Origin of the sequence: uncultured Winogradskyella sp., from assembly GCF_947495255.1 — a bacterium.
Taxonomy (GTDB): Bacteria; Bacteroidota; Bacteroidia; order Flavobacteriales; family Flavobacteriaceae; genus Winogradskyella.
The window spans coordinates 117,685-139,090 of record NZ_CANLYI010000006.1; the positions used below are offsets into that span (position 1 = coordinate 117,685).

Genomic DNA, 21,406 nt, shown 5'->3' on the forward strand with positions numbered 1-21,406 from the left:
TCTATTATATATTAATTCGCATTTGACTTCAATTTCGCAACATAAAATAGACGTGCATAGACGACTGTGCATTCAAAAAGATTTCAATGAATTAAATTCATGGATTAATGCTATGGAGTGTTTTAATAGTGAGTTAGACCATTTTTCTGTCATTGAAAAACAGCTCATAAAAAATACTTCTGTTTCTGGTACTATACAAGCTATCCGTAGAAAGAATGTTTTAAGTATGGCGAATTTGTGTAAATACGAGCAAGAACTTAAAACGGAATATGAATACGGAAAATTAGAATATGATTATAGCAGATTAAAACTGCATGAGCAGAAACGTGCCATTTATAACAAGCTTTTTGAGGATTATAATGCGTTTAAAAATCAATTCTATTTAATAGTTAGAAAGTATCAACGTTAATTAGAAATCAATAAACATTTACTTGTGTTCACTTAATAATGAGCTTTAAAACAATATTTTAAAACGTTTAATTAAACAATCCTGAGTCCTAGACTTGGGATTTTTTGTGTTTATTCTGCTTTTTTAATAGTTAATTAATTGGTTTTAAGTAAAATACGTAGTTGTACGTATGCTGAAGTTATTTTATTTTATATAACTTCAACTCCTTGTTAATCAATTAAATATAAATTATGAAAGCTAAAATAACATTTGTATTCCTTCTGATTTTCTCAATTGTAGCTTTAGGATGTAAACAAAAAGAAGAAAAAGTTGAGATAGTAGAAGTAGAGGAGGTTAAAGTTGATTTAATCAATGACGAGTTTCCGGAAGCTGAAAAAGAAATAATGGAAACATGGGAAGCTATAGTGCAAAGTCTTAAAGATGGCGATTTGGATACGCTGATATCTTTTCATGCATATAGTTCAAAATTTACGGAATTTAAAGATGGTGCATTGCGTAATGGAAGTGAAGAAAATGAGCAATATGAGCGTAATACCTTTGGTGCAGTTACTGAAATTGTAAAATTCGATGCCAACGATATGCATATTGCCGTTTATGGTGATGTAGCTAATGTGACTATGCATACTGATTTTCATCTTAAATTTGGAGAAAAGTTAGTGGTTGTAAACGACCAAATGACGATTTTGTTTGTAAAAACAGATAAAGGCTGGAAAATTGTTAGTGAGCATCATTCGCCTTTAAAAGTGGAAGAGAGTTAAAACACCTTCCTGTTATCCCTTAATTGATTATTGAAAACCTAAGTCTTTGGCTTAGGTTTTTTTGTATGTAGCGCAACAGACTTGGACTATTACAGTTTATAAGAACTTGTTTTAGTATCTGCTGTAAATCCGATAATTACAAATATCGGCTCTAAAGACGATAAAATTGCATATTGGCAGAAAAACCGATATATTTGTTAGAAAGTCCTAAAAATGATAGCAGTAATAACAGGAGATATTATTAACTCTAGAGACGTAGAGGTGGAGAATTGGTTAAATTCCCTTAAAAAGATACTTAATTATTATGGTAAAGAGCCAAAAGATTGGGAGATTTTTAGAGGTGATAGTTTTCAGCTATCACTAGCTCCAGAGAAAGCATTGCTGGCAGCTATACATATTAAAGCAACAATTAAACAACTAAAATCGCAAGATGTTAGAATGGCAATTGGCATTGGAGAAGAAAAATATACGTCTCCTAAAATAACAGAATCTAATGGTTCTGCTTATATAATGTCTGGAGATTGTTTTGAGTCCTTAAAAAAGCAAACTTTGGCCATAAAAACAACAGATAACGATTTAAACGAATCCATTAATATTATGCTTAGTTTGTCGCTGTTAACTGCAAATAACTGGAGTAGTACAGTCGCTAACGTTATTAAAACAGCAATAGAAAATTCAGAAAAAAAACAACAAACCATAGCTAAACTTCTTCATAAGTCTCAAAGTAGTATTAGTGAAGCTCTAAAAAGAGGTGGATTTGAGGAAATAATGACTATGAATAATTTTTACAAAGCTAAAATCACTAAGCTATGATGGTACTAATCGTAAAATTTTTAATTGCTCATATCATTGGCGATTTTGTCTTACAGCCAGACAGTTGGGTAAAGGATAAAGCAATTAATAAGCACAAATCAAAATTTTTATATCTACATGGTTTAGTTCATTTTATAGCGCTACTTGTGTTATTTCAATTTAACTGGTACTTTTTACCCTATTTTATAATCATAGTTATCAGTCATCTCGTTATTGATCTAATTAAGATCAGCCTCGAAGGCAAAATTAATACAAGATGGTTGTTCTTTGCTGATCAAATACTTCATGTCATCATCATAGGCGCAGTGGTCTATTTTAAAGAACCCTATAAATTAGATGTTGACATTTTTTATTCAAAAACATCACTATTGTTTATACTCGCGCTATTATTAATTTCATTTGTATCTGCAATTATTATGAAAATGGTAATGAGTAAATGGAATTTAGAAGAAGATAATTCTGAAGACTCTCTAAAAAGCGCCGGAAAATATATAGGTATATTAGAACGTCTCTTTGTATTTAGCTTTATTTTATTAAATCAATGGAGTGCCATAGGATTGCTCATTGCAGCTAAATCTGTTTTTAGATTTGGTGATTTATCCAGAGCAAAAGATAGAAAGTTAACGGAGTACATACTAATAGGCACTTTAATTAGTTTTGGTTTAGCAATAGCTATAGGATTGTCATTTAAATTTTTACTCCAATTTGTAAAAGAGTAAAGAAAACTTGTTATTAAGAGTTAAGGTGTTACCTTATATAATAAGCACCTCAAAAAAATAAGATATTTTAATTGAAACCTTAACCGGAAATTCAGTATCATTAGCCACTAATTATTTAAAGTATATGACATACCAAGACGTTTTTGTAGAGTTCTGGGAACAAGTAAAGGAAAGCATTAAAGAAGAGACTTTTGCGAAATTAACCATGGCGAAAACCATAGGTAAACCCGAATTAAAAAATATATTTCTCAGACCAATTTATGCAGATGATGATTTTAGAGTATTGCTTAAATATAACTTTAGGCCAAGAGAAACTGAAGATATAGAAGAGGAGATGTCTTTAGAAGAGGCATTAGTGATTATAAAATCGCATTTAAAAACTTCATTTTTATCTGTTTTGTTATTTAGCACAACTAAGGATGTTGTTTTTAAAGTGAATAAAAAAGGTGTAGGAACTATTACAGAGAACCATCCGACTTTTAAAAATGTGAATTAATTGTTTAATTGAATAAAGGTCAATAGGTTTTGTAAAAGATGAAAACAATCTTCACTTTATTATTGTTAATTAATACAGTTGTGAGCTATTCTCAAATGGATAGCATAGCCATGAAGAAGCTTATTGATAAGTCTTTTGTTTCTGATGAAGATACTAATGAATTAAATTTTATTAATAAATTTGAATTAGATAGTTCAGAAGTTAAGATTTGGAAATATAAAACGAGAATTACATCTGAAGTGTTTTTGCCTAAGAGCGGAACTGAACTTTCAATAACCTTGTATTCTGATAATGATAGCATATATCTTATCCGAATAATAGAAAAAAGCTCAGGGAAGAATAAAATGGAAGAAGCTTTTAAAGAAACCGAATTATTCTATAACAATGATGAGTTAATAGAAGAAAGTGTAGTCTTTGGTATGCCTGCTTGTTTGTGGCAAGATCATATTAATGATTTTTTTGAGTACAATAAGAATTTGACAATTGAAGTCTTATCTCAGCTTGCATTCAGAATTTGTAAAATAGCTAAGGACTGAAACATGCAATTATTTTAGCTAAAAATCAACAAAGTGGCATAATAAATGTGAGGTTTTAGAACTAAACAAACCTAATCAATTATGAAAAACACTTTTTTACTTTTTGGACTATTATTACTTTTAACGCTTTCCTCTTGCACAGATAATGATGACTTGGCAACCACTGAGGTTTATCCCGAAAATCTATTAGCATATTATCCATTTAGCGATAATGCGCTTAATGAAGTGAGCTTAGATCATAACGGTATTGTTGAAGGTGCTATTTTAGCTTCAGATATTGGTAATTATGAAAGCAGTGCCTTCCTCTTTGATGGTGTTGATGATGTCATAGAAATTGCTCACAGTGAAGAATTAAATTTATCTAATGATTTTACAATTTCTGCACTTGTTAAACCAGAGGAAATTAAAACTCAAACTATTATTAGAAAAGGAACTAATACAAACGGAACAGGTTCTTGGCCTTATGGTGTTAGTTTTTCAGGAACTGGTGAGATTGTTTTTTCCCTTACTACTGAAAACGGAGAAACATTAAATCAAGTTAGAAAACAAGGCTATGAGATAGGCGAATGGCTTTTAATAACAGGAGTTTTTAAAGATTCAAAGATGTTTCTTTATGTTAACGGAGAACTTGAAGGATTTGAAATTATCGACGGTGAAAAAAACACAAATTCGTCACCTTTGCTAATTGGTTCAAGATTAGGTTTGCCAAGTGATACCTTTAAAGGCATTATTGATGAAGTTAGAATTTATACTTCTGGTTTAAGTGAATCAGAAGTAATAGAACTATATAATAGTCTTTGGTTTTAATTATATAAAAATAGAATAAATATTAAAGAGAGCCAGCTTAGTATAGAGTTTGGCTCTCTTTTGTTAAGTGAAAATTTTACAATCAGCGGTTTTACAGCATTTTTTTAAGCAGTGCGAGAACTTTAATTGTCATCATCTTTAGGTTTTATAAATTCGGACTGATATTTTTCTAAAAAGTCGCGCTGTCTCGCAATCATTTGTTGGCGCATTTGGTCTATATCCATAAAGTCTTTTCCAAAACTACTTCCAAAAAAATCGTTATTAAAAAAACGCTTGCTAAATAGCGAGTCTTCAGAAAAAATAGCGTCAAAGCCATCATTCTCAAAATGCGAAAAGTTTGAGAAAAACTTAGATTTAAAAGACTGCATCATACTATCTCTTTCTGTTAGCGATAAATCATCTAGCTTACCACCAGAAGACCATGAGTAAATGCTATCATATCTAATTAAATTTCCGTTTTCATCAAATTCTTTTTCAACTTTCCAATCGCCTTTAGGCACTTCAATACTTTGGTTTTCTTCTTTTTTTAGGTCTTTGTTTTTCTCATTATCTTTTTGTCCGCTGCAACTCACACTCAAAAAAGATAACATTAATAATAAAATATGTTTTTTCATCATTTTAAGTTTTACGTTAAACATCTTATGAGGTTTGTAAAACCTTAAGTTTTAAACAAACCACCAGTTTTAATCATTTTTATTAATCTATTCTGATGGAAAACTTCTAACTTTCGTTCACCATTTTTATACCAAACACACTTTAAATAGGTATCAGTATCAATCAAACCAAAAACAGCATCCTTTTTTGCTATATATTTTAGTACTTTCATTTGTGGTGCGGAAGCTCTCCCTTTTAATTTTACCCAATCACCAGGTGCAAACTTTCTTGGCATAACACAATCATATTTAAATTAGTAGTATAAGAGTAGAGGTGAGGCTGAAAAATCAACCTCACACTCTAAACCTAATAAAACCTCAGTGATACAATTAAGTGATCTTAATACTTCTTACTGGCTTTTGTTTTGCTTCTTCTTTTTTTGGTAAGAGAATACTTAAAATACCGTCTTTATAATTGGCATTAATCTTTTCATCATCTACAGTTTCGGGTAAGTTAAAGGTTCTTTTAAACGAAGCATAACCAAACTCTCTACGTGTATAGTTATCTTCTTTTTGTTCGTTTTCTTCTTTTGTTTCTGTAGAGATAGACAGCACCTCATTGTCTAGGTCTATATTAAAGTCCGACTTTTTAAAACCAGGAACAGCCATTTCTATCAAAAAAGCATCAGCTGTATCTTTAATATTAACTTTAGGTAAGGAAAGGCCTGTATTAAAATTAGAAGTTAATACAGAAGGCAAATCTCTATTAAAGATATCCTCTAACCAATTAGGTACAGAAGGGAAGTTTGTGTTTGAATTATTGTTTGACAAACTTCCGTTTTTAGGAACACTTACTAAATTGCTCATAATTACAAAATTTTAAATTAAACATTATTTCAAAATTGAAATCTTAATAGACTTCACAACAACTTTTGCAAATTAAATACCAAAATGAATTCATCGCTTTTTTATGCAAAAATTTCATAAAAACAAGATGAGTAAATGCCAAATTCTCAGAATTATTGACATTTTTTCACTCAAATAAATGTCAAATTGACATTTTAGTTACTAAGATTTATTTGTGCGAAAAATACGTAGATCTACGTATAGCAATTCTGTTTTTTAAATGGTAACTTCGTTTATCGGTTGAGATGAGTCATTGAAATGGACTTATATCATTAAAGTTAGGCACAATTACAAAAACCAGATATGGCAAGCATAGATCAAAAAATTGAAACATTTATAAATAATCACTTTCCTGATATAGATTATTCTATTCTAGGTAATAATTCTGAATCCGAAGCGCATCGTAAAGCTTTAAAATATGAGTATTTCGTAAACTCGATCGAATATTACACTTTACAAAAAGTAATTGATAGCGAGGAAATCAAATCAATTTCTACTGGAGATATGAGAGGAATTGATGGTCTATATGTTGTATTAAATAATCAATTTATTGGTTTCCCTGAAAAAAATGAAACAGACTTCTTTATAGATTGGAAAAATCGAATTATCGAAATAATTGATGAATCTTCTAAAATTGATGCAAAATTTATATTCATTCAATCAAAATCATCAAAAATAGAATTAGATAAGTTCAAAGGTGTTTGTGATGCTGTGTATGATATTTTTAATGAAGAACCATCTGACTTGCACTCTAATAAGCAAGTACAATCAGTCAGGTTTCTGTTTGAGAAGGTTTGTGAAAAAGAACATAACCTAGAGTTAGTTGTAAAAATATGTGCTATAAACAAAGACAACAGAACTCTTGAAAGGACAATTTCTAATATCCAATGGAGTACTGCAATTGCCAAGCAAAAAAAGGACTTAAAGTCAATCATTTTTTCAAATGTAGATATCGAAATAAAATCAGGTCAAGAATATCTAGAAAAGCTTGAAGGAATACTAGCACCAAACCAGCGTGATTATCCAGTTAAAGACCTAAAAGATCGTTTTATAGAAATAACTAATGAAAAAGCTACGTGCTTCATTGGTTATCTCAACCTAAATGAAGTTAATGACCTGATTACCTCAGAAGATGGTGATCTAGATGACGTATTCTTTGATAATATTCGATATTTCGAAGGTTTTGGCGGAGAAGATAGTGTCAATAATAAGATATTTAATAGTTTATCAGTAAATGATGATATTTTCCATCTTCTACATAACGGTATTACAATTACGGCTCATTCCAAGCATTTTAACCCTCAAAACGGGAACCTAGAAATAAAAGCATTTTCAATTATTAACGGGTGTCAAACATCTAATATCATATATGAATGGGTTAAAGAAAATACACACACAAGTGAATACTTAAAAACTTTGAACATTCCTGTTAAAATTATTATCACTGGAAACACTGATCTAAGATCTCTTATAACTGAAACTGCAAATACAGCAAATGATGTAAAAACAATTCAGCTCATTTCAATTACTGATGAAGCTAAAGCTGTCCAAGGTATGTTTAATAATGAAGTTAGAAGTGGAGATAGGTTGTATTATGAAAGATTATCTAACCAGTATCCTGAAGTTGGGAATGCCTATAAAATTCAAACTACCGATTTATTTAGAAGCTATTATTCATCTTTCGGCGTTGCTCCGCATAGATTAACTGTTGGATATGGCGGTTTTGAAAGAGAAATGCTGAAACAAAAAGATTTCTTAGGAACAAAAAATAATGGTCAAACAAAACAAGATTTAAGGTCATATTACATTTCTTCACTTGCCTTTAATTATTTGGATAGATTCTTAAGGTCTAAGTATCCATATCTATTAAGTTTAAGACACCATTTCCTATTATTACTCTTTATATCAATAGATAACGAATTCCACACAAAAGTGGATATTTACAAGAAAAATGTTCCTGATAAAATTATTACCGGAATCAAAAATTTAGCAGAATCAAAAACCAAATTTGATAAAATAATGACGAAGATTTGCGACTTATCTATTGAACATTTTGACTTCTTTATTGAGCAGACAGCTGAAAAAACCAAAGTTAAATCAAAAAGTTACTACACAGAGGAAGGGACAAATAAAATGATTGAAAAATTCTTAAAAAAAAAATAACAGTACACAACACTATGTATAGTGCATATGAACCCTCTGGGCTGTAAACGCACCATACTTTAAACGATAAGCACAACCCAAAAACCACTTTGTAATTATTCCAAAAACTTTTAACTCAACTATTCCACGAATTACTTACATTTGCACTCGCAAAAATAATATCTCATGAAAGCCGGAATTGTAGGATTACCAAACGTAGGAAAATCAACCTTATTTAACTGTTTATCTAACGCTAAAGCGCAGAGTGCCAACTTTCCGTTTTGTACTATAGAGCCTAATATTGGTGTGGTAAATGTACCAGACCCAAGATTAGAGAAATTAGAAGAATTAGTAAATCCAGAACGTGTATTGCCAGCAACTGTAGAGATTGTTGATATTGCAGGTTTAGTAAAAGGGGCTTCTAAAGGTGAGGGTTTAGGAAATCAGTTCTTAGCTAACATTAGAGAAACCGATGCTATTTTGCACGTATTACGTTGTTTTGATAACGAAAATATTGTGCATGTTGATGGTTCTGTAGATCCTATTAGAGATAAGGAGACTATTGATATGGAATTACAGTTAAAAGATTTAGAGACTGTAGATAAGAAATTAGAAAAAGTAAAGCGTGCTGCAAAAACTGGTAATAAAGAAGCGCAGAAAGAAGAAGCGATACTTTTAAAAATAAAAGAAAATTTAGAAGCTGGTATTTCGGTAAGAGCTTTAGAGTTTTCAGAAGAAGATTACGAAGATTACGTGGTACCATCTCAATTTATTACAGACAAACCAGTTATGTATGTGTGTAATGTAGATGAAGGTGCTGCCACTACAGGTAATGCTTATGTAGATAAAGTAAGAGAAATGGTTAAAGATGAAAAAGCGGAAGTTTTAGTCTTGGCTGTTGGTACAGAAGCAGATATTAACGAATTAGACGACTACGAAGAACGTCAGATGTTTTTAGCAGATATTGGTTTAGAAGAACCAGGTTCGGCAAAATTAATTCGTTCAGCATACAAACTTTTAAATCAGCAAACTTATTTTACAGCTGGTGTAAAAGAAGTTAGAGCTTGGACAGTAAATGTTGGTGCAACAGGACCACAAGCTGCAGGCGTTATTCATACCGATTTTGAAAAAGGATTTATTAGAGCAGAAGTTATTGCTTATAATGATTTTGTAGAATACGGAAGTGAAGCTAAAGTAAAAGAAGCTGGTAAAATGAGAGTAGAAGGGAAGAATTACGTTGTTAAGGATGGCGATGTAATGCATTTCTTGTTTAACGTTTAAAGAGAACAAGGACTGGTCTGCTTTTAAAAGTAAGAATCAAGACGTGTTATGTCATTGTGAGGACAAAGGACGTGGCAATTTCATAATCTAAATTAAATGCCAACTATAGAAATCAAAACCCTAATTAAGGCAGATATAAAAACCTGTTTTGATTTAGCGCGTAATATTGATTTTCACAAAGATTCTATGGCACATTCTAATGAACGTGCTGTAGCTGGTAAAACCTCTGGTTTTATAGAATTAGGAGAATGGGTCACTTGGGAAGCAACACACTTTGGTTTTAAACAAAAACTGACTTCAAAAATCACAGAATTTAAGAGTCCAACTTATTTTGCAGACGAAATGGTTTCTGGCGCTTTTAAATCCTTTAAGCACGAGCATATTTTTACACATCAAAATGGACAAACCGTAATGGTTGATAAATTTCATTTTCAATCACCTTTTGGTCTTCTTGGTAAATTAGCAAACGTACTTTTTCTAAAACAATACATGGCGAATTTGTTAAACACTAGAAATAAGCTATTAAAAACACAAGCAGAAGCGATTGTTGAGCTTGAACGTCGTAACTCATAAATTATCAATTTGTTATTAAAACAAGACTAGTCTAATTTCAATATATGAAATCTAAGGAAACTTTTATTTACGGTATTTTATTAGGTGTTTTAGGCATTGTTTTGTTTTCTTCTAAAGCAGTTATGGTGAAGTTAGCCTATCAATATAATATTGATGCGCTAAGCATGTTGCTGTTGCGTATGTTATTTGCGTTTCCGTTTTATATGGTTATTGCGTATATCTACAGAAAGGAACAAAAAGAAGATGTGCAAAAGAAAGACTATCTATGGTTGGTGTTTTTTGGGTTTGTAGGTTACTATTTGGCGAGTTATTTCGATTTTGTAGGACTCACATATATAAAAGCCAGTTTAGAACGTATTATCTTATTTGTTTACCCAACTATAGTGTTGCTGTTTAATAAGTTATTCTTAAAAAAGCCGATAACGAAACTTCAAAAATTAGCTATTTTAATCACTTATATAGGTATAGTAATTACGTTTGGTAGTGAAGTTTCTGTTTCTGGTGATAACACGTATTTAGGTGGCTTTTTTGTAATGCTTAGTGCAATTACTTACGCATCTTATTTAGTGGGTAGTGGTTGGTTGATTCCTAGATTTGGAGTGATGCGTTTTACCGCTTATGCGATGTTGGTGTCTTGTGTTTGCGTATTTGTTCATTACGGATTTTTTTTTAAAACTGAGATTTTCAATTACCCTTGGCAAGTCTATGTTTTAGGCTTGTGCATTGCCGTTTTTGCCACTGTAATTCCGTCGTTTTTAGTCTCTATTTCTATTAAATTAATCAATTCATCTAACTTTGCGGTTATTGCAGGTATTGGGCCAATTTCAACCATAATTTTAGCAGTTATTTTCTTAAATGAAAGTTTAACAACGCTTCAGATAATAGGAACTTTAGTAGTGATTTCAGGAATCCTTTTAATTTCAAAAAGTAAAAAATCTTAAGGATTTTTATTCAGATTTAAGCGTTTTACCATTCAATAGTAGCGTTTATCAATGTTCTCAACAGAATTATATAGATTATTGTTAATTACTTTACTCATTCCGTATTTCATTTTTTGCGGTATAGTATTATATTAGCGTTCCATCTAAAAATTTTACCCATTTCTATGTCAGAACAGTCTAATTATACCGAAGATAACATACGCTCACTCGATTGGAAAGAACACATCCGAATGCGACCTGGTATGTATATCGGAAAATTAGGTGATGGTTCCTCTCCAGATGATGGTATTTATATTCTTCTAAAGGAAGTTTTAGACAACTCTATTGATGAGTTTGTGATGGGAGCAGGTAAAACCATTGAGATTTCTATTCAAGGAGAACGCGTTATAGTTAGAGATTACGGTCGTGGAATTCCGCTAGGGAAAGTTGTAGATGTGGTGTCTAAGATGAATACAGGTGGAAAGTATGACTCTAAAGCTTTTAAAAAATCGGTTGGTTTAAATGGTGTTGGTACAAAAGCAGTTAATGCGTTATCATCTTATTTTAGAGTTGAATCTACAAGAGATAACAAATCGGCTTCAGCAGAATTTGAACAAGGAAATCTTACCAATCAAGAACTTTTAGACGAAACAAGCCGAAGAAAAGGAACTAAGGTTAGTTTTATTCCAGATGAAATCATCTTTAAAAATTATAAGTATAGAAATGAGTATGTCATTAAAATGCTTAAAAACTATGTATATCTAAATCCAGGATTAACCATAGTATTTAATGGCGAAAAATATTATAGTGAAAATGGTTTAAAGGATTTATTATCCGAAAATATTAAAGAAACGGATATGCTATATCCAATAATTCATCTTAGAGGTGATGATATTGAATTAGCCATAACACATAGTAAAACGCAGTATAGCGAAGAATATCATTCGTTTGTAAATGGTCAAAACACCACACAAGGTGGAACGCACTTAGCCGCTTACAGAGAATCTATAGTTAAAACAATTAGAGAATTTTATGGTAAAAGTTACGAAGCTTCAGATATTAGAAAGTCTGTAGTAACTGCTATTGCAATAAAAGTAATGGAACCTGTTTTTGAGAGTCAGACCAAAACCAAATTAGGTTCTACAGATATGGGAGGCGAATTGCCAACCGTTAGAACCTATATTAATGATTTTGTAAAGAAGTATCTCGATAATTTTTTACATAAAAACCCAGACACAGCTGAAAAAATCCAACGTAAAATTCTGCAAGCAGAACGCGAGCGTAAGGAATTATCTGGAATTAGAAAATTAGCAAAAGACAGAGCTAAAAAAGCGAGTCTTCACAATAAGAAATTGCGAGATTGTCGTGTGCATTTCGGAGATACTAAAAACGAAAGAAATTTAGAGACCACACTGTTTATTACAGAGGGAGATTCGGCTTCTGGTAGTATTACAAAATCGAGAGATGTTAATACACAAGCGGTTTTTAGTTTAAAGGGAAAGCCCTTAAACTGTTATGGGTTAAGTAAGAAGATTGTTTATGAGAATGAAGAATTCAACTTACTACAAGCAGCTTTAAATATTGAGGAATCACTTGAGGATTTACGTTATAATAACGTAGTGATTGCAACAGATGCCGATGTCGATGGTATGCACATTAGATTATTGCTGATTACGTTCTTCTTGCAATTCTTCCCAGAAGTGATTAAAGAAGGGCATTTATATATTCTGCAAACACCATTGTTTAGAGTGCGGAATAAAAAGGAAACGATTTATTGTTATTCTGAACAAGAACGACGTGATGCTATGGAAAAGTTAAAGCCAAAACCAGAAATCACTCGATTTAAAGGTTTGGGTGAGATTTCGCCAGATGAATTTGTTCATTTTATAGGAGAAGATATTCGTTTGGATCCTGTGATGTTAGATAAGGACATGTCTATTGAAGATTTACTATCGTTCTATATGGGAAAAAACACACCAACGCGTCAAGAATTTATTATTGATAATCTTAAGGTTGAACTCGATGTCGTAGAGGAAGCATAATGAGAACGGATAACAGGACTATAAAAAATACAATTATTTCCATCTATTTTATTTTGGTGTTATTTGCGATTTTATTCGCAACGGTTTTTAAGCCTATATTGATGTTTGATGGTCATTTGTTTCATATCATTATTGGGTTGTTTGTGGCTGTATTAATTGTATATTTTATTGCGAGATTCTTTGAGTATGATAGTGATGGAACTAATCTTATAATTAAAAATAAAGGTTTAATACTAACCGATTTTGTTAATTATAGGGAGCATAAAATAGAAATCCCGAAGCGTAAGGTGGTTGGTTTTAAAATATATAATTATTTGGTCTTTAAATCTTTAGTGTTGACTGTAAAAAACAGTGAGGGCAGTTCTATGAAGGTGCGGTTCAATATGACATTATTAAAGAAAAAGAAAACAAAGTACGTGAGGCAGTCTTTAAAAAAGATTATTAAAGAAAATAAAAAAGTTAAACTAGGATAATGGCAGAAGAACATGATGAGTTATTAAATGAAGACAACGGTAGCCAAGAAACAATTAAGAAGGTCACCGGAATGTATAAGGATTGGTTTCTAGATTACGCATCCTACGTAATTTTAGAGCGTGCTGTACCAGCAATTGAAGATGGTTTTAAGCCAGTGCAGCGTCGTATTATGCATTCTATGAAAGATTTAGATGATGGTCGCTATAATAAAGTAGCAAATATTGTTGGTCATACCATGCAATATCATCCACATGGTGATGCAAGTATTGCTGATGCCATGGTGCAGATTGGTCAAAAGGATTTGTTAATAGACACCCAAGGAAACTGGGGAAATATCTTAACAGGTGATCGTGCTGCAGCTTCACGTTATATTGAAGCAAGATTATCTAAGTTTGCTTTAGATGTTGTTTACAATCCTAAAATTACTGAATGGCAAGCATCTTATGATGGGAGACGTAAAGAGCCTATAAATTTACCTGTAATGTTTCCGTTGCTTTTAGCACAAGGAGGCGAAGGAATTGCAGTTGGTTTGTCAACTAAAATTTTACCACATAATTTTATAGAATTAATTGATGCTTCTGTAAAACATTTAAAAGGCAAACGATTTACAATATTGCCAGATTTTCCAACAGCAGGAATTGCAGATTTCTCTAATTATAACGATGGGTTAAGAGGAGGAAAGGTTAGAGTGAGAGCAAAGATTTCGCAACGCGATAAAAATTCTTTAGTTATTACGGAGATTCCTTTTAGTACCACAACGTCGTCTTTAATTGATTCGATTCTAAAAGCGAATGATAAAGGGAAAATTAAGATTAAGAAAATTGAAGATAATACAGCAGCAGAAGTTGAAATCTTAATTCATTTACCTTCTGGTTTGTCACCAGATAAAACGATTGATGCACTTTATGCATTCACAAATTGTGAAACTTCAATATCACCTTTAGGCTGTGTAATTGAAGACAACAAACCTTATTTTGTTGGAGTTACAGAGATGTTACGTCGATCAACGGATAACACAGTAGAACTTTTAAAGAGTGAATTAGAAATTCGATTAGGTGAGTTTCAGGAGCAATGGCACTTTGCGTCTTTAGAACGTATTTTTATTGAGAAACGAATCTATCGTGATATTGAAGAAGAAGAAACTTGGGATGGTGTTATTGAAGCCATTGATAAAGGCCTTCAACCGCACATAAAACATTTAAAAAGAAAAATTACAGTTGAAGATATTACACGTTTAACTGAGATTAGAATTAAGCGTATTTCTAAATTTGATATTGATAAAGCACAACAAAAAATCGATGCTTTAGAAGATCAAATAGCTGAAGTAAGACATCACTTAGCGAATCTAATTGATTATGCTATAGCTTATTTCGAAAGATTAAAAAAGGAATATGGCGAAGGTAAGGAGCGTAAAACAGAAATTAGAATCTTTGATGATGTTGACGCAACCAAAGTGGTTATTAGAAACACAAAACTTTATGTAAATAGAGAAGAAGGTTTTATTGGTACAGCTTTAAAACGTGATGAATATGTTTGTGATTGTAGTGATATTGATGATATCATTGTTTTTACAAATAATGGAAAAATGATGGTGACAAAAGTAGATTCTAAAACCTTTATTGGTAAGAATATAATACATGTTGCTGTTTTTAAGAAAAAAGACAAGCGTACTATTTATAATATGATTTATCGTGATGGTAAAGGCGGTCCTTCTTACGTGAAGCGATTTGCAGTTACTAGTATGACTAGAGATAGAGAGTACGACCTCACAAATGGAAATAAAGGTTCTGCTCTATGGTATTTCTCAGCAAATCCTAATGGAGAAGCAGAGGTTGTTTCAATTTCATTGCGTCAAGTAGGTAGTATTAAGAAATTGAAATGGGATTTAGATTTTGCAGACGTACTTATAAAAGGTAGAGCTTCAAAAGGAAATATTGTTACAAAATATGCTATTAAGCGTGTAGAGTTAAAAGAAAAAGGTGTTTCTACATTGAAGCCAAGAAGAATTTGGTTTGATGACACTGTACAGCGTTTAAATGTTGATGAAAGAGGTGAGTTAATCGGAGAGTTTAGAGGAGAGGATAGATTGCTAATTATTAGCCAGTCTGGAATAGTGAAAACAATAATTCCGGAATTGACTGCACATTTTGATAGTGATATGATTGTTATGGAAAAATGGATTCCTAATAAACCAATTTCAGCAATTTATTATGATGGTGAGAAAGAGCGTTATTATGTGAAGCGTTTTTTAATAGATCAAGAAGGGAAAGAAGAGTCTTTTATTTCTGACCATGCAGATTCTCAATTAGAAATTGTTTCAACGGATTGGCGACCAATAGCAGAAGTGGAATTTACAAAGGAACGCGGAAAAGAGCGCAAGCCAAATCTAGAAGTTAATCTTGAAGAATTCATTTCGGTAAAAGGTATTAATGCTCTTGGAAATCAGTTGACTAAAGATAAAATTAATCAGGTTAGTTTGTTGGAGTCTTTACCTTATGAGGCTCCTGAAGAAGTACATGCAGATGATTTAGAAGTGGTTGATGAGGAAACTGTAGATTTAGGCTCAATGAGCGATTCTAATTCGGAAAAATCAACAAATGAAAAGACTAATGATGACGATGATTTAGATACGGATGATCAAGGTCAGGTGACTTTGTTTTAAAAGGATTGTTTTTTAATCTTTCTTTTTAACTGTTTTAAAATTCAAAAATTCAACTAATAAAGAAAACGCTATTGCGAAGTATAAGTAGCCTTTTGGAATTGCACCAACGGATTTTCCAAATAATTCAGTGTGAGATAAATGTGCTGCTTCCGTGATTAGCATAAAACCAATTAAAATTAAGAAAGCAAGTCCTAAAATCTGAATACTAGGATGGTAGTCTATGAATTTTCGTATTGGATTTGCAAAACCTATCATTATACCAATAGAAATCATTACGGCAATAATCATTAGTGCTAATGTGTAATTGTGATTTTCATGCAATCCATTAGTCATACCAACTGCAGTAAGAATAGAATCTATTGAAAATATAAAGTCTATTATTACAATCTGAACAATGGCATTGCTAAGTGACTTTATTACTTTTGATTTTGCTTCATCTTCATCATGCGTTGGATCTTCTACTTTTTCTCTTATTTCAGTTGTGCTTTTATAGATTAAAAACAATCCGCCTACAAATAGAATTACAGCTTGCCAGCTAATCTTAATAGTTAGCCATGATGTTTCTATAGTGTAAAATGGTTCGCTAAGTCCTACTAAGAAAGATACGAAAAACAGCAAGATAATTCGCTGTACCATGGCTAATAAGAGCCCTATATTGGTCGCTTTACTTCGTTGTTCTTCTGGTAGTTTATTTGCTGCAATAGAAATAAAGACAATATTATCTATACCTAGAATTATTTCCAGGAAAGTTAGAGTTAATAATGCCATTATAGCATCTGAAGTAAATAGAAAATCAAGCATAATGTTAATCTATTTTTTTTGCAACACCGTGTTCTACATTTAAAGGTTTATTGGGTCTTTTTACCGCTAGTTTGTAATCAAAGGTGTATGAATTTGCTGTTGTGTTTAAGATTTTCATATGAATAGCGTCTTTTTCAGAATTACTAGTTGGGTGTAGCTTCTTGAGTATAAACTCACAATCATTTATCCAACGTATAGATGATGAATCAGCTTTGCCTTCGTGGTAATCGATATTAAAATCTTCTGTTCGTTTAAATTTTGTTGTTTGTTCAATACCATCTAAGGTATAAGTGAATTCAAATGTCCCAGTTTTAAAATCAGAACATTTCCGTTCAACAGAGTAGCAGCTTGTGAGTAGTATTAATATTAATAGGGTTGAAAACACCTTCATATTTATTCTTTTTACAAAGATAATAAATAGCCCATTGAAAATTATGGTTTGTAACTTTTAAAAGTGCCGTCTTTATAAAAGATAACGATTTTTTCAATTGCAGAATCCTTAGCTGAATCAGAATCTAAATTAGTAATTGGGAGGTTTGGTTTGGTTTCGGTTTCTTGGAGATTAGAATTTGGTGATGCTGAGATTTTAGCATCATTAGGAAAATCACCTTTGCCATTTAATAACCAATATAATTCAACCTCAGGATAGGTGTGTAGCACCTTCATTACAAAGTCTAAGCTGGGTTTATTTCTACCTGATAAAATATGGGAAATACTAGAGCGTTGTACACCTATTTTTTCGGCAAAACTAGAAGCGCTTTCATTGTAAAAATCAATCACTTTTTGGAGTCGTTTTGTAAAATCAGTTGAGTTTATCATTGTAAACTTTAGAATTGTAAATTTATCTGCACAAATGTAAACAATTGTTATTTGAATAACGCTAAAATTCCTTTTTTAGTATATTTAAACTTAAATTCAATTATTGGTAAATGAGTTTAATTAACTGAAATAAAGTGTTTTAGTTCGTTTATTATATGTTGGTTGATTTTTATTCAATTAACATTAAAGCTTTCAGTCAATACTTCTTGAGATTCGTTTAACATTGTAACAAATCGTATATTTTTTAATGTTTACAATTGTAAATTTTCAAATGATTACATTTGTATCCAATTAATTTGTGATATGAATTTAGAGCTTTTAAATAATACGTTTTCTTTGGTAAAAACTTTAGAATTAAGTGGTCGATATATTACCAATTCTCATATCGAAAAATGCTTCGATAAATATTCAAAATATAGAATTTCTATACTTGGAGATTCAGTTGAAAAGCGACCTATTTATAGTTTCAAATTTGGTAATGGACCTATTAAAATTTTAATGTGGTCTCAGATGCATGGAAATGAATCAACATCAACCAAAGCTCTTTTTGATTGTTTTAATTTATTTGAGTCAAAAGATATTCTTGTTAAATCAATTTTAGATTTTTCTACCATATTTGTAATTCCGATTTTGAATCCGGATGGTGCAGAAAAATATACTCGTATTAATGCAAACCAGGTAGACCTTAATAGAGACGCCCAAGATTTGAGTCAGCCAGAAAGTAAAATATTGAGACAAGTCTATAATGATTTTAAACCAGATTATTGTTTTAACCTTCATGGTCAACGTACTATATTTAGTGCAGGTGAAACAAATAGTATAGCAACACTTTCATTTTTATCACCAGCAGAAGATGAAGAGTGCTCTTTAACTGATAATAGAAAGGTAGCAATGACTATTATATCTGAAGTGAATGATATGCTACAAGATGAAATTCCGAATGCCGTAGGTCGCTATGATGATGGCTTTAATATTAATTGTGTAGGAGATACGTTTCAGAATTTTGGAGTTCCTACCTTATTATATGAAGCTGGTCATTTTAAAAACGACTATGAAAGAGAAACCGTAAGACGTTTAATGTTTATTGCTATGTTAAAAGGTCTCGATGTTATTACAAATGGTATTAAAGAAGATAAACATCTTGATTATTTAGCAATTCCTGAAAATGCAAAGGGTTTTTACGATGTAATCATTAGAAATGCTAAATGTAAACCATCAGATAATGAACTTACAGATATAGCTATTCAATTTAAGGAGGTATTAATAGATGGTATTGTAAAATTTATTCCAAAAATTGAAGCTATTTCAAAAATGACATTAAAATTCGGCCATAAAGAGATTGAAGCTAAAGGTGGCATTGTAACAACTTTAAAAAATTCTGAGTTAAAAGTAGGTTACGAAATCGATTTCGTATTGTTAAATAATGAAAGAATCTCATTATATTCTTAAAATAATTCAATTTTAATGAGTAATCGTTAGGATAAATGTCTTATTTTTGCGTTTAATCTAAAGATTATTAAATAATGGCAAAGTTTAAATTAGATGAAGTTGATCATCAAATTCTCGATATGCTTATCGATAATACACGTATTCCTTTTACAGATATCGCAAAGAAATTATTGATTTCTGCTGGTACTGTGCATGTGCGTGTTAAAAAAATGGAGGAAGCAGGTATTATTAAAGGTTCATCTTTAACATTAGATTATCATAAGCTTGATTATTCATTTATTGCTTATGTTGGTGTTTTTCTTCAGAATACATCACAAACCAAGTTTGTGTTAGAGCGTATTAATGAAATCCCTTATGTAACTGTAGCACATATCACTACCGGAAAATTTAATATTTTCTGTAAGATTAGAGCTAAAGATACTATGCATGCTAAAGAAATTATCTTTATGTTAGATGATATTGATGGTGTATATAGAACAGAAACTATGATTTCATTAGAAGAAAGTCTTAATGATAAAAAACGTTTAATGCATACTATTTTTAATGAGTTGTAATTAAACTAATTTATATAATAAAGGCCCTATGTTTAATTACTTAGGGCTTTTTTGTTAAACTAATATTACATATGTATTATGGAAGTTAAACCTAACGAGTATAATGCTTATTATAAATCTTATATTGAGAAATCTTCTGGAAACTCTATTATAGAAGGATTAAAAAATAACTTAAAAAAAGTAGTTGATTTTTTTAAGGCAATACCTTCCGAAAAGCATGATTATTCTTATGTTAGTGGCAAGTGGACCATAAAAGATGTACTTCTTCATCTTATTGATACAGAACGTGTTTTTGCTTATCGGGCATTGCGTATATCTAGAAATGATAAAACTTCATTGTCTGGTTTTGAACAAGATGATTATGTATTAAATGGATTTGCGAATAATCGCTCACTAGAAAGTCTTTTAGATGAGTATATAGCTGTTAGAAAATCTACAATAGCATTATATAGTAGTTTTAATGCAGGTGCATTATTGCAGCTAGGAGAGGCTAGTGGCTATCCTATATCAGTGAGAGCTCTGGGCTACATTATTATAGGTCATGAGAATCATCACTGTGAAATAATTAAGGAACGCTATCTTTAAATAGCGTAATAATCGAAAGCTTCAGTGATAAGTTCATTGCTTACAACACAATCTATCTTAGGTTGCCCAATAGCTTCTAGTAGAACAAATTTAACTACACCATGACTATTCTTTTTATCGTACTGTAGAAGGTCTATTATAACTTTTTGGTCATTTTTAGTGATTTCTACTTTGGAAAAAGTTTTTAAGATGCCATCAGTAATAACTTTTAAGTTCTCATTGGTTAAACCACATATTTTTGTTGATAAATAAGCTTCTAAAAGCATACCAATTGCAATAGCTTCACCATGTAATAAAGGTGTTTTGTCTGCATTTTCTAGAAAATAGCTTTCTATAGCATGACCTAATGTATGTCCGAAATTCAGTATTTTCCTTAAACCTTGTTCTGTTGGGTCTGAAGTGACCACTTTGTTTTTTATTACCACAGAATCGTAGATTAATTGATCTAAGTCTGAAATATCTAAAGCTTCAAGATTTGTTAAGGTATTCCAATAATTTTTATCAAAGATTAAACCGTGTTTTAGCATTTCGGCAAAACCAGAGACCATTTCTTTAGGCGGAAGTGTGTCTAAAAAAGATGTGTCTACTGCAACCATTTCACCTTCATTGATAACACCAACCTGATTTTTTAATGCACCTAAATCAACACCAGTTTTTCCTCCAACGGAAGCATCAACCATTGCTAATAGCGATGTTGGGACATTTATATAAGAAATTCCACGCATGTAGGTACTAGCTACAAAACCACCTAAATCTGTAACAACGCCTCCTCCTAAATTTATTAACAAGCTTTTTCTGTCTGCATTATATTCTGATAGGGCTTCCCAAACACCTGAGCATATATCAATAGTTTTATGTTCTTCGCCATTTGGCATTTCCATAACTTCAATTTCAATATCGCCTGATTCTATCTGTTCTAAGAATTTAGGTAAGCAATAATCATGCGTATTCGTATCTACTAGTATGAAAATTTTAGATGGTTGAGTCGTTTTAATATAATTATTTAATTCAGAGTAAACTTCAGAATTAAAATAAACGATTGCATTTTTAGTTGAAATAGAATTCAT

The 21,406-nt window shown here is 31.3% G+C and carries 24 protein-coding genes; 17 read left to right on the forward strand and 7 right to left on the reverse strand.

Going from position 1 to position 21,406, the window contains the following annotated elements; all coding sequences use genetic code 11:
- Positions 1 to 22 precede the first annotated feature (22 nt).
- The 7 genes from Q0807_RS10850 to Q0807_RS10880 all read left to right on the forward strand — a co-directional run bounded on the left by Q0807_RS10850 (position 23) and on the right by Q0807_RS10880 (position 4,538).
- The gene (locus Q0807_RS10850) at positions 23 to 409 is read left to right on the forward strand and encodes a hypothetical protein (RefSeq protein WP_299109646.1); all 387 of its coding nucleotides are present in this window, start codon (positions 23 to 25) and stop codon (positions 407 to 409) included.
- A 230-nt stretch (positions 410 to 639) separates the two neighbouring features.
- Positions 640 to 1,167 carry a nuclear transport factor 2 family protein gene (locus Q0807_RS10855; protein WP_299109648.1) on the forward strand — a complete coding sequence of 176 codons (528 nt, stop codon included), beginning with the start codon at positions 640 to 642 and terminating at the stop codon, positions 1,165 to 1,167.
- A gap of 213 nt (positions 1,168 to 1,380) precedes the next feature.
- The gene (locus Q0807_RS10860) at positions 1,381 to 1,980 is read left to right on the forward strand and encodes a SatD family protein (RefSeq protein ID WP_299109650.1); all 600 of its coding nucleotides are present in this window, start codon (positions 1,381 to 1,383) and stop codon (positions 1,978 to 1,980) included.
- Positions 1,977 to 2,699, forward strand: a complete 723-nt coding sequence (locus Q0807_RS10865; protein ID WP_299109652.1) for a DUF3307 domain-containing protein — start codon at positions 1,977 to 1,979, stop codon at positions 2,697 to 2,699. The genes Q0807_RS10860 and Q0807_RS10865 overlap by 4 nt, the downstream gene beginning before the upstream one ends.
- 124 nt (positions 2,700 to 2,823) lie before the next feature.
- A complete protein-coding gene (locus Q0807_RS10870; protein ID WP_299109654.1) occupies positions 2,824 to 3,195 on the forward strand; it encodes a hypothetical protein in 372 nt (123 codons plus the stop codon).
- A gap of 38 nt (positions 3,196 to 3,233) precedes the next feature.
- Positions 3,234 to 3,731, forward strand: a complete 498-nt coding sequence (locus Q0807_RS10875; protein WP_299109656.1) for a hypothetical protein — start codon at positions 3,234 to 3,236, stop codon at positions 3,729 to 3,731.
- A gap of 81 nt (positions 3,732 to 3,812) precedes the next feature.
- Positions 3,813 to 4,538 carry a LamG domain-containing protein gene (locus Q0807_RS10880; RefSeq protein ID WP_299109658.1) on the forward strand — a complete coding sequence of 242 codons (726 nt, stop codon included), beginning with the start codon at positions 3,813 to 3,815 and terminating at the stop codon, positions 4,536 to 4,538.
- Between the two features lie 122 nt (positions 4,539 to 4,660).
- Here the strand turns inward: Q0807_RS10880 and Q0807_RS10885 are convergent, their stop codons facing one another.
- From Q0807_RS10885 to Q0807_RS10895, 3 genes are all read right to left on the reverse strand, one after another.
- Positions 4,661 to 5,176, reverse strand: coding sequence for a hypothetical protein (locus Q0807_RS10885; protein WP_299109663.1), 516 nt, complete (start codon positions 5,174 to 5,176; stop codon positions 4,661 to 4,663).
- A 20-nt stretch (positions 5,177 to 5,196) separates the two neighbouring features.
- Positions 5,197 to 5,427: a hypothetical protein gene (locus Q0807_RS10890; protein ID WP_299109666.1), complete on the reverse strand. Its 231-nt coding sequence runs from the start codon at positions 5,425 to 5,427 to the stop codon at positions 5,197 to 5,199.
- A 94-nt stretch (positions 5,428 to 5,521) separates the two neighbouring features.
- Positions 5,522 to 5,998, reverse strand: a complete 477-nt coding sequence (locus tag Q0807_RS10895; protein ID WP_299109671.1) for an Hsp20/alpha crystallin family protein — start codon at positions 5,996 to 5,998, stop codon at positions 5,522 to 5,524.
- Positions 5,999 to 6,340: 342 nt separating this feature from the next.
- Here Q0807_RS10895 and Q0807_RS10900 point away from each other — a divergent pair, with 342 nt between their 5' ends.
- The 7 genes from Q0807_RS10900 to Q0807_RS10930 all read left to right on the forward strand — a co-directional run bounded on the left by Q0807_RS10900 (position 6,341) and on the right by Q0807_RS10930 (position 16,131).
- The gene (locus Q0807_RS10900) at positions 6,341 to 8,200 is read left to right on the forward strand and encodes an AIPR family protein (RefSeq protein ID WP_299109673.1); all 1,860 of its coding nucleotides are present in this window, start codon (positions 6,341 to 6,343) and stop codon (positions 8,198 to 8,200) included.
- 165 nt (positions 8,201 to 8,365) lie between these two features.
- Complete coding sequence (gene ychF / locus Q0807_RS10905; RefSeq protein WP_299109676.1) at positions 8,366 to 9,460, forward strand: redox-regulated ATPase YchF; 1,095 nt, start codon at positions 8,366 to 8,368, stop codon at positions 9,458 to 9,460.
- A 96-nt stretch (positions 9,461 to 9,556) separates the two neighbouring features.
- The gene (locus Q0807_RS10910) at positions 9,557 to 10,033 is read left to right on the forward strand and encodes an SRPBCC family protein (protein ID WP_299109679.1); all 477 of its coding nucleotides are present in this window, start codon (positions 9,557 to 9,559) and stop codon (positions 10,031 to 10,033) included.
- A 44-nt stretch (positions 10,034 to 10,077) separates the two neighbouring features.
- The gene (locus Q0807_RS10915) at positions 10,078 to 10,974 is read left to right on the forward strand and encodes a DMT family transporter (protein WP_299109682.1); all 897 of its coding nucleotides are present in this window, start codon (positions 10,078 to 10,080) and stop codon (positions 10,972 to 10,974) included.
- Between the two features lie 164 nt (positions 10,975 to 11,138).
- The gene (locus tag Q0807_RS10920) at positions 11,139 to 12,995 is read left to right on the forward strand and encodes a DNA topoisomerase IV subunit B (protein WP_299109685.1); all 1,857 of its coding nucleotides are present in this window, start codon (positions 11,139 to 11,141) and stop codon (positions 12,993 to 12,995) included.
- Complete coding sequence (locus tag Q0807_RS10925; RefSeq protein ID WP_299109688.1) at positions 12,995 to 13,468, forward strand: hypothetical protein; 474 nt, start codon at positions 12,995 to 12,997, stop codon at positions 13,466 to 13,468. The genes Q0807_RS10920 and Q0807_RS10925 overlap by 1 nt, the downstream gene beginning before the upstream one ends.
- Entirely contained in the window at positions 13,468 to 16,131 is a 2,664-nt protein-coding gene (locus tag Q0807_RS10930) for a DNA gyrase/topoisomerase IV subunit A (RefSeq protein ID WP_299109690.1), read from the forward strand. Before Q0807_RS10925 ends, Q0807_RS10930 begins: the two co-directional genes overlap by 1 nt.
- 12 nt (positions 16,132 to 16,143) lie before the next feature.
- Here Q0807_RS10930 and Q0807_RS10935 read toward each other — a convergent pair whose 3' ends face one another.
- The 3 genes from Q0807_RS10935 to Q0807_RS10945 are packed head-to-tail and all read right to left on the reverse strand — an operon-like array spanning position 16,144 to position 17,751.
- Positions 16,144 to 16,932: a TerC family protein gene (locus tag Q0807_RS10935; protein ID WP_299109692.1), complete on the reverse strand. Its 789-nt coding sequence runs from the start codon at positions 16,930 to 16,932 to the stop codon at positions 16,144 to 16,146.
- Between the two features lie 4 nt (positions 16,933 to 16,936).
- Positions 16,937 to 17,323, reverse strand: a complete 387-nt coding sequence (locus Q0807_RS10940; protein WP_299109696.1) for a hypothetical protein — start codon at positions 17,321 to 17,323, stop codon at positions 16,937 to 16,939.
- A 41-nt stretch (positions 17,324 to 17,364) separates the two neighbouring features.
- Positions 17,365 to 17,751, reverse strand: a complete 387-nt coding sequence (locus tag Q0807_RS10945) for a helix-turn-helix transcriptional regulator (protein WP_299109699.1) — start codon at positions 17,749 to 17,751, stop codon at positions 17,365 to 17,367.
- Positions 17,752 to 18,054: 303 nt separating this feature from the next.
- On the opposite strand from Q0807_RS10945, the gene Q0807_RS10950 reads away from it, so the two are divergent.
- From Q0807_RS10950 to Q0807_RS10960, 3 genes are all read left to right on the forward strand, one after another.
- The gene (locus Q0807_RS10950; RefSeq protein WP_299109701.1) at positions 18,055 to 19,200 is read left to right on the forward strand and encodes a M14 family zinc carboxypeptidase; all 1,146 of its coding nucleotides are present in this window, start codon (positions 18,055 to 18,057) and stop codon (positions 19,198 to 19,200) included.
- A gap of 74 nt (positions 19,201 to 19,274) precedes the next feature.
- Positions 19,275 to 19,754: an Lrp/AsnC family transcriptional regulator gene (locus Q0807_RS10955; protein WP_299109704.1), complete on the forward strand. Its 480-nt coding sequence runs from the start codon at positions 19,275 to 19,277 to the stop codon at positions 19,752 to 19,754.
- A gap of 78 nt (positions 19,755 to 19,832) precedes the next feature.
- Positions 19,833 to 20,339: a DinB family protein gene (locus tag Q0807_RS10960; RefSeq protein WP_299109707.1), complete on the forward strand. Its 507-nt coding sequence runs from the start codon at positions 19,833 to 19,835 to the stop codon at positions 20,337 to 20,339.
- Here the strand turns inward: Q0807_RS10960 and aroB are convergent.
- Complete coding sequence (gene aroB / locus Q0807_RS10965; protein WP_299109710.1) at positions 20,336 to 21,406, reverse strand: 3-dehydroquinate synthase; 1,071 nt, start codon at positions 21,404 to 21,406, stop codon at positions 20,336 to 20,338. The genes Q0807_RS10960 and aroB overlap by 4 nt on opposite strands.